Origin of the sequence: Microcoleus sp. A003_D6 (assembly GCF_036702825.1) — a bacterium.
In the GTDB taxonomy this organism is placed as follows: domain Bacteria; phylum Cyanobacteriota; class Cyanobacteriia; order Cyanobacteriales; family Microcoleaceae; genus Microcoleus.
Map to the genome: position 1 here is coordinate 1 of NZ_JAUBWA010000036.1, position 5,630 is coordinate 5,630.

The following is a 5,630-nucleotide window of genomic DNA, read 5'->3' on the forward strand; positions in this document are numbered from 1 at the left end:
TTCGGGGCGGGCTAGAAGCCCACCCCACAAGAGTTTGATTGTTTTTTGACAGCCAATTTAAATGCAGAACAGCTTATACCATTTTGGATTTTCTATTTGCGATTAAAGAATTGGGAATGAGTGATGAAGCTCGCGGTTTTGAATTCGCTTACAGTTGCATTATTTTTGGGAAATGGTGTTAAATAGTTTCTAATTCACTCGTCGCCAAAAGCTTGGGGAGTCGCGAAGCAATCTCAAAAATCCCAACTATTTTTGGTGGCGGAGCTTCTGCCACTCCTGATATTTTCTAGTTTCTGCTAGGGCTGGATTGATGCCAAACCAGCGACCTTCTAGATCGCGGTATTCAAAGACAAACATACTTCGCAACAAGATTTGAGACTCTTCTTCGCCGGTTACACTTTGTCGGTTGACGACTTGAAACAGCAGTTCCCATTCCGTGTCATTAATGGCTCCTAAAAGGTCATCGCGGTATTCTTGAATGACGCTTTCGAGACATTCGCTAGAGAACGGCGGGTCTTCGTGCTGCAAACAGCTATACAAAAGCATCAGTAGATTGCGAACGTGACCGCCGCTAATCCGGCAGAGCCTGTCTAAAGTTTCGGGAGAGTCAAACACTTTGGAAATCAAATCGATGCGTTGAAGGGGAGCAACTGTGGGGAAAGCTCTAGCCAATACTAACTGCCGCAGCAGGGCCATTCCTTCGGAGTGGTCGTCGCCCGATCGCATTTGCACCGGTACCATCGGCATCACCTTGGGTTTGACTCCAAATCGACTGGCGAGGCGGCCGAAGTCGTTGGAAAAAATCAAAGTCAGGGGAATCGTGTAGACGACGTGACAATTGAGTTTTTTCAACTGTTCGCCGCGGTCTAAAAACAGGTATTCTGGCTGGGTGCGCCCGCTGGGTTTGAGGGAAGCGTCGAGGCGATCGAGGTTGTCAACGATGACGGCGAGCCCTTTTTTGCCTTGCTGCTTGAGTTCGGCGTTAGCTTTGTTGAGGAGTTCTTCGTTGATCGACTGCAAGATGCTGTTGGTGCGGGGTTCGAGATATTGCCGCAGTTGCGATCGCAGTTTGGGAGAGTCTTTAGTTTTAGCAGTAACTTTAGCAATCCCTACAGATAACTCGGCTTCCGCTGACAAATCTATGGGAGTCTGCAAAAATTCTGCCACTTCTGCAAACAGATTTGTAAAATAGCTCGGTCTGAGTTTGATTTTGGCCGCTTCCATAGTTTCGCTGACTTGGCGCGCAATGCTCAGCAAAATATCGCTGATGTCTACATCCCCCATGTCTAAGTCTTGGGAAGACTCGAAGTAGACGACGCAAAAACCCTCTTGCTCTAACTCAGCTTTGAGTCGAAACAATTCCGTAGATTTGCCGCAGCCGATATGTCCTGTAAATAGCTGACAGGTTGGCTCGTCGGGGGAAATGCGGGTAATTGTTCGCTGTAAAGATTCAATGATTTTGCCGCCGCGCACGGAACCAAAATCTATGTAGTATTGATAATCTCCTGGGTCTCCAGCGACAAGGGTCTTGCTCGGGTTGCAGGCTTTATAGAATCTGTCTAATTCGAGTGCGATCACAATTCAAGCCGACTAAAAGTTAAAAAGTTAATCGAAAGTCTAAACTTTCTTTGGTTGAGTTTAGTTTGATGTGTCACTTTTTGCCTGTGGGGTAATGCCCTAAATACCCAAAGAACCTTTATCTGCGAATGGGCCTGACGGCGCTGGAATTGGGAATTTTTAATTAAGAATTTTTAATTACCTAGCTGGATCGGTGATTTTACTGATATTGGCACTCCTTATGGGTAAACTTGCGGGGATCTGGTTAAATGGTAGGGGGAACGGGGCTGCTAGAGAGAGAAATTAAACAGTTTTGAATTTTTGCTAATCCTTAATTACTAAATTGTCAAGAGGTAGATGGCTAGTTTTGGAGCGGTTTCTCAAACAGAGTTAGGGCGAAGGCGCCAAGAGTTGCGGCGGCGCAGGCGCGCTCGATTGGCGGCTGTTGTCTGGCAAATGCTGGCAGCGAGCGCAATGGCAGGGGGTTTGCTGTGGTGGATTGCTCAGCCGGCTTGGTTGATTGCCCGATCGGAACAAGTGAAGGTGGAGGGCAATCAGTGGCTGTCGGACAAGGCGGTGCGGTCTTTGGTGCCGCTGTCTTACCCGCAGTCGCTGTGGGGGATTCAACCGCAGGCGCTGGCCGAAAAGCTGGAGTCCACGGGGCCGATCGCTAAAGCTAAGGTGACTCGCAACTTGTTTCCGCCGAGTTTGACTGTAGAAGTGGCAGAACGGCTGCCGGTGGCGGTGGCGCAGCCGACTGCGTTGTTGAAATCTAGTGACAAGGAAAAGGTGGGGTGGCTGGACGCTCGCGGAGGTTGGATGCCGTCGGAGAGCTATACTGCTGCTGTGCGATCGCACAATAGTTCGATCGGGCCCGGCAGCGATCGGGGAACGCAGTCTCAGCATTCTTTGCCAACTTTAAAAGTCATCGGGCCTTTGGAACAGTATCGCGCCTCTTGGCCGAAGTTTTACCAAGGACTCAGCGGCTTGACGGTGAAAGTGTTTGAGATTAATTGGCAAAACCCGAACAACTTGATCTTGAAAACAGAGATCGGTACCGTACACTTAGGGCCGTACAGTTCCAGGACTGCGGAGCAACTTAAGGTTTTAGACCGAATGCGACAATTGCCAAAACAGCTAGATTCAAGCAAAATAGCCTACATTGACTTGAAAAATCCTGCTTCGCCGATCGTCCATTTGCCAGAACTCCCGCCTAGTTTGGAGAGTTCAACTCCCGCACCAACTCCGACCCCGAATTGAGCCTGTGTATTGGTTAAGGTAGAAGGTATCGTCGATCGCCGAGCAGAATTTTCACCTCTAGGCATCAATACGCAAGACTGGAAATCAAGACTGTTTTTTGATACCGATCCGCATCGAAAAAAAAAACATAATTTTTCGCTAGATCCGATGCGTTAGGTGCTATGATTCATTTTTTTCATTTTGCCTTGCGTAGAAATGCCTTCTGCACAAGCACCTAGATGGGGTATGCAAGCTATGGGCGAGCAACATCGGCCAAATTCGAGATTGCTAACATTGAGCCTCGACCAGTGTTAGTTTTTCGCGCAACATAGCCTATAGTGATTGTGAATTGGCGTTTAGTTAACAAGCTGTAATCTAATATCCCCGACTCTAATGAATCTTAATAATAGTCAGGGGTCTGACCAAAACAGTCCCCCTTCGGAAGTGAAAAATTTTCCGGTGGCCCTCGATTCCGCCAATCCGTTTAGACGCAAGTCTGATTATGTAAATGTAGACAGTATTGATATCGATCCTATGGTCAATCCCAAAGACATAATGCCCAGCAGTGCCGCGAGAATCAAAGTAATTGGCGTCGGCGGTGGTGGGGGCAACGCCGTAAACCGGATGATTGCTAGCGAAGTTTCTGGTGTCGAGTTTTGGTGCGTGAATACAGATTCCCAAGCTCTGGTTCTCTCAAATGCTCCGAAACGCTTGCAAGTCGGACAGAAGTTGACGCGCGGTTTGGGTGCGGGGGGCAATCCGGCGATCGGCCAAAAGGCTGCGGAGGAATCTCGCGACGAAGTTGCTAATGCTCTGAATCACGCGGATTTGGTGTTTATCACGGCAGGCATGGGCGGCGGTACGGGCACGGGCGCGGCTCCGATCGTGGCTGAGGTGGCTAAGGAAATGGGCGCCTTGACTGTGGGCATAGTGACGCGGCCTTTTACGTTTGAGGGACGGCGGCGCACCAGCCAAGCTGAGGAAGGGATTGCGGCTTTGCAAACTCGGGTGGATACGCTGATCGTAATTCCTAACGACAAGCTGCTGTCTGTGATTTCGGAACAAATGCCGGTGCAAGAGGCTTTCCGAGTTGCTGACGATATCCTGCGCCAAGGGGTTCAGGGTATTTCTGACATTATTACTATTCCCGGTTTAGTGAATGTTGACTTTGCTGACGTGCGGGCAGTAATGGCGGATGCGGGTTCGGCTTTGATGGGCATCGGCGTGGGTTCTGGCAAGTCGCGGGCTAGGGAGGCTGCGATGCAGGCTATTTCTTCGCCTCTGCTGGAAGCTTCGTCTATTGAGGGCGCTAGAGGTGTGGTGTTTAACATCACTGGCGGTACTGACATGACGCTGCACGAGGTGAATGCGGCGGCTGAGACGATTTACGAGGTTGTCGATCCGAATGCCAATATTATTTTTGGAGCGGTGATTGACGAGCGGCTTCAGGGCGAAATTAAGATTACTGTGATCGCTACTGGTTTTTCGGGAGAAGTTCCGTCGTCTCCTGCCCCGGGGCGGACGCAAAATGTTAATGCTCCTTGGCGGGCTGCAACTGTCCCGACGACTCCTGCTCAACAGGTGGCAGATCCGAAAGCGAAACCGCCGCAGGATTTGGGATTGGATATTCCTGAGTTTTTGCGCAACCGTCGCCCACCGAGGTAATTTTAGATTTTGGATTTTGGATTGGGGATTTTGGATTTTGGATTTTAGATTGGGGATTTGGCATTGAATCTCCAATCTCCCATCTAAAAAATCGAAAATATCGAGCATCTAAAATCTAAACAATCGAAAATCTAAAATCGAAAATCTAAAATCTCTAGGGTTTGACCTGGTTCGGGTTCGAGGAGTTCGGTGGATAGTCCCGATTTTGCTAGTAAATCGCGAAATTCGGGGATGCTGCCGACCGATCGCACTAACATTGGTAAAATGCCTGTGGCTCGGATGTCTCCCGCCGCTGTAGGCAGAAAAAACCGAGGTTTCAGTGTTTGAACCAGCTTCAGAGCTTCTTTTGGGCCGATGATGACTTGTCCGAGGAAGGGGAAGATTTGACCGATGACTGGGGCGATCGCTACGTCTACTGTGTCTATTTTCTGTTTGACTTTTTCTAAGGGCGGTAAGTGCGGTTCGTAATAAAGTGTCTCGCCGCTGCTTAAATCTTTGAGCAAATAGCCGTTTTCTTCCTGTCCGGGCTGGACTTCGGCTCCGGGTACGGCGATTATTTGTAATAATTCTTTAAATTTAAACTCTTGCCAATTTGCTAAAGATGTGATATTGGTGTAGCCTAAACTGCTGAGGACTTTGGCGGCGGTGGGTGAGGCGATCGCGGGAATTGTGCGATCGAGCTTTTCGAGAGTCGGTCTGTGACAGTGGTCGTCTAATCCTTGGGAAATTAGGATGAGGTCGATCGGCGGTAAGGTGCTGGGAGTGAAGGCGACGGGGGTGTTGTGGTAGGCGGTGAACAACCAGGGTTGACCGTAAAATACGAGGGGATCGATTAGCCACGGATCGACGAGGATGGTTTGGCCTGCGATGTGGAAGATCCAAGAGTTGAGGTCGATTCGGGTGAGTTTCACGGTTGTTTGCAATAATTCTTTACATTTGGTTTAATCATAGCTAATTTTGTTTGGGAATTTTAACCGCAGATGAGGGCGGATGAGCGCTGATGAACGCGGATATGATGGGGTTTGTCTGGTTAAAGTTGGGGTTGCTCTGCGGTTGAAATAAGATATTGCAATAATTCTTTACTTTTGTTTTAATCATAGCTAATTTGATTGGGGAATTTTAACCGCAGATGAGGGCGGATGAGCGCTGATGAACGCGGATATGATGGG

At 49.0% G+C, this 5,630-nt stretch carries 4 protein-coding genes; 2 read left to right on the top strand and 2 right to left on the bottom strand.

The window, feature by feature from the left end; translation table 11 throughout:
• Positions 1 to 246: 246 nt before the first annotated feature.
• Positions 247 to 1,578, bottom strand: coding sequence for a P-loop NTPase fold protein (locus QUB70_RS12320; protein ID WP_332980615.1), 1,332 nt, complete (start codon positions 1,576 to 1,578; stop codon positions 247 to 249).
• Positions 1,579 to 1,914: 336 nt separating this feature from the next.
• Here QUB70_RS12320 and QUB70_RS12325 point away from each other — a divergent pair, with 336 nt between their 5' ends.
• Positions 1,915 to 2,817: a cell division protein FtsQ/DivIB gene (locus QUB70_RS12325; RefSeq protein WP_332980616.1), complete on the top strand. Its 903-nt coding sequence runs from the start codon at positions 1,915 to 1,917 to the stop codon at positions 2,815 to 2,817.
• A 372-nt stretch (positions 2,818 to 3,189) separates the two neighbouring features.
• Positions 3,190 to 4,461: a cell division protein FtsZ gene (gene ftsZ / locus QUB70_RS12330; RefSeq protein WP_332980619.1), complete on the top strand. Its 1,272-nt coding sequence runs from the start codon at positions 3,190 to 3,192 to the stop codon at positions 4,459 to 4,461.
• Between the two features lie 131 nt (positions 4,462 to 4,592).
• On the opposite strand, the gene QUB70_RS12335 is transcribed toward ftsZ, so the two are convergent.
• Positions 4,593 to 5,372: an MBL fold metallo-hydrolase gene (locus QUB70_RS12335; protein WP_332980622.1), complete on the bottom strand. Its 780-nt coding sequence runs from the start codon at positions 5,370 to 5,372 to the stop codon at positions 4,593 to 4,595.
• Between the last annotated feature and the right edge of the window lie 258 nt (positions 5,373 to 5,630).

Coding starts and splice junctions, on each gene's coding strand:
- QUB70_RS12325 (WP_332980616.1), top strand. CDS start 1,915: ATGGCTAGTTTTGGAGCGGTTTCTCAAACAGAGTTAGGGCGAAGGCGC.
- ftsZ (WP_332980619.1), top strand. CDS start 3,190: ATGAATCTTAATAATAGTCAGGGGTCTGACCAAAACAGTCCCCCTTCG.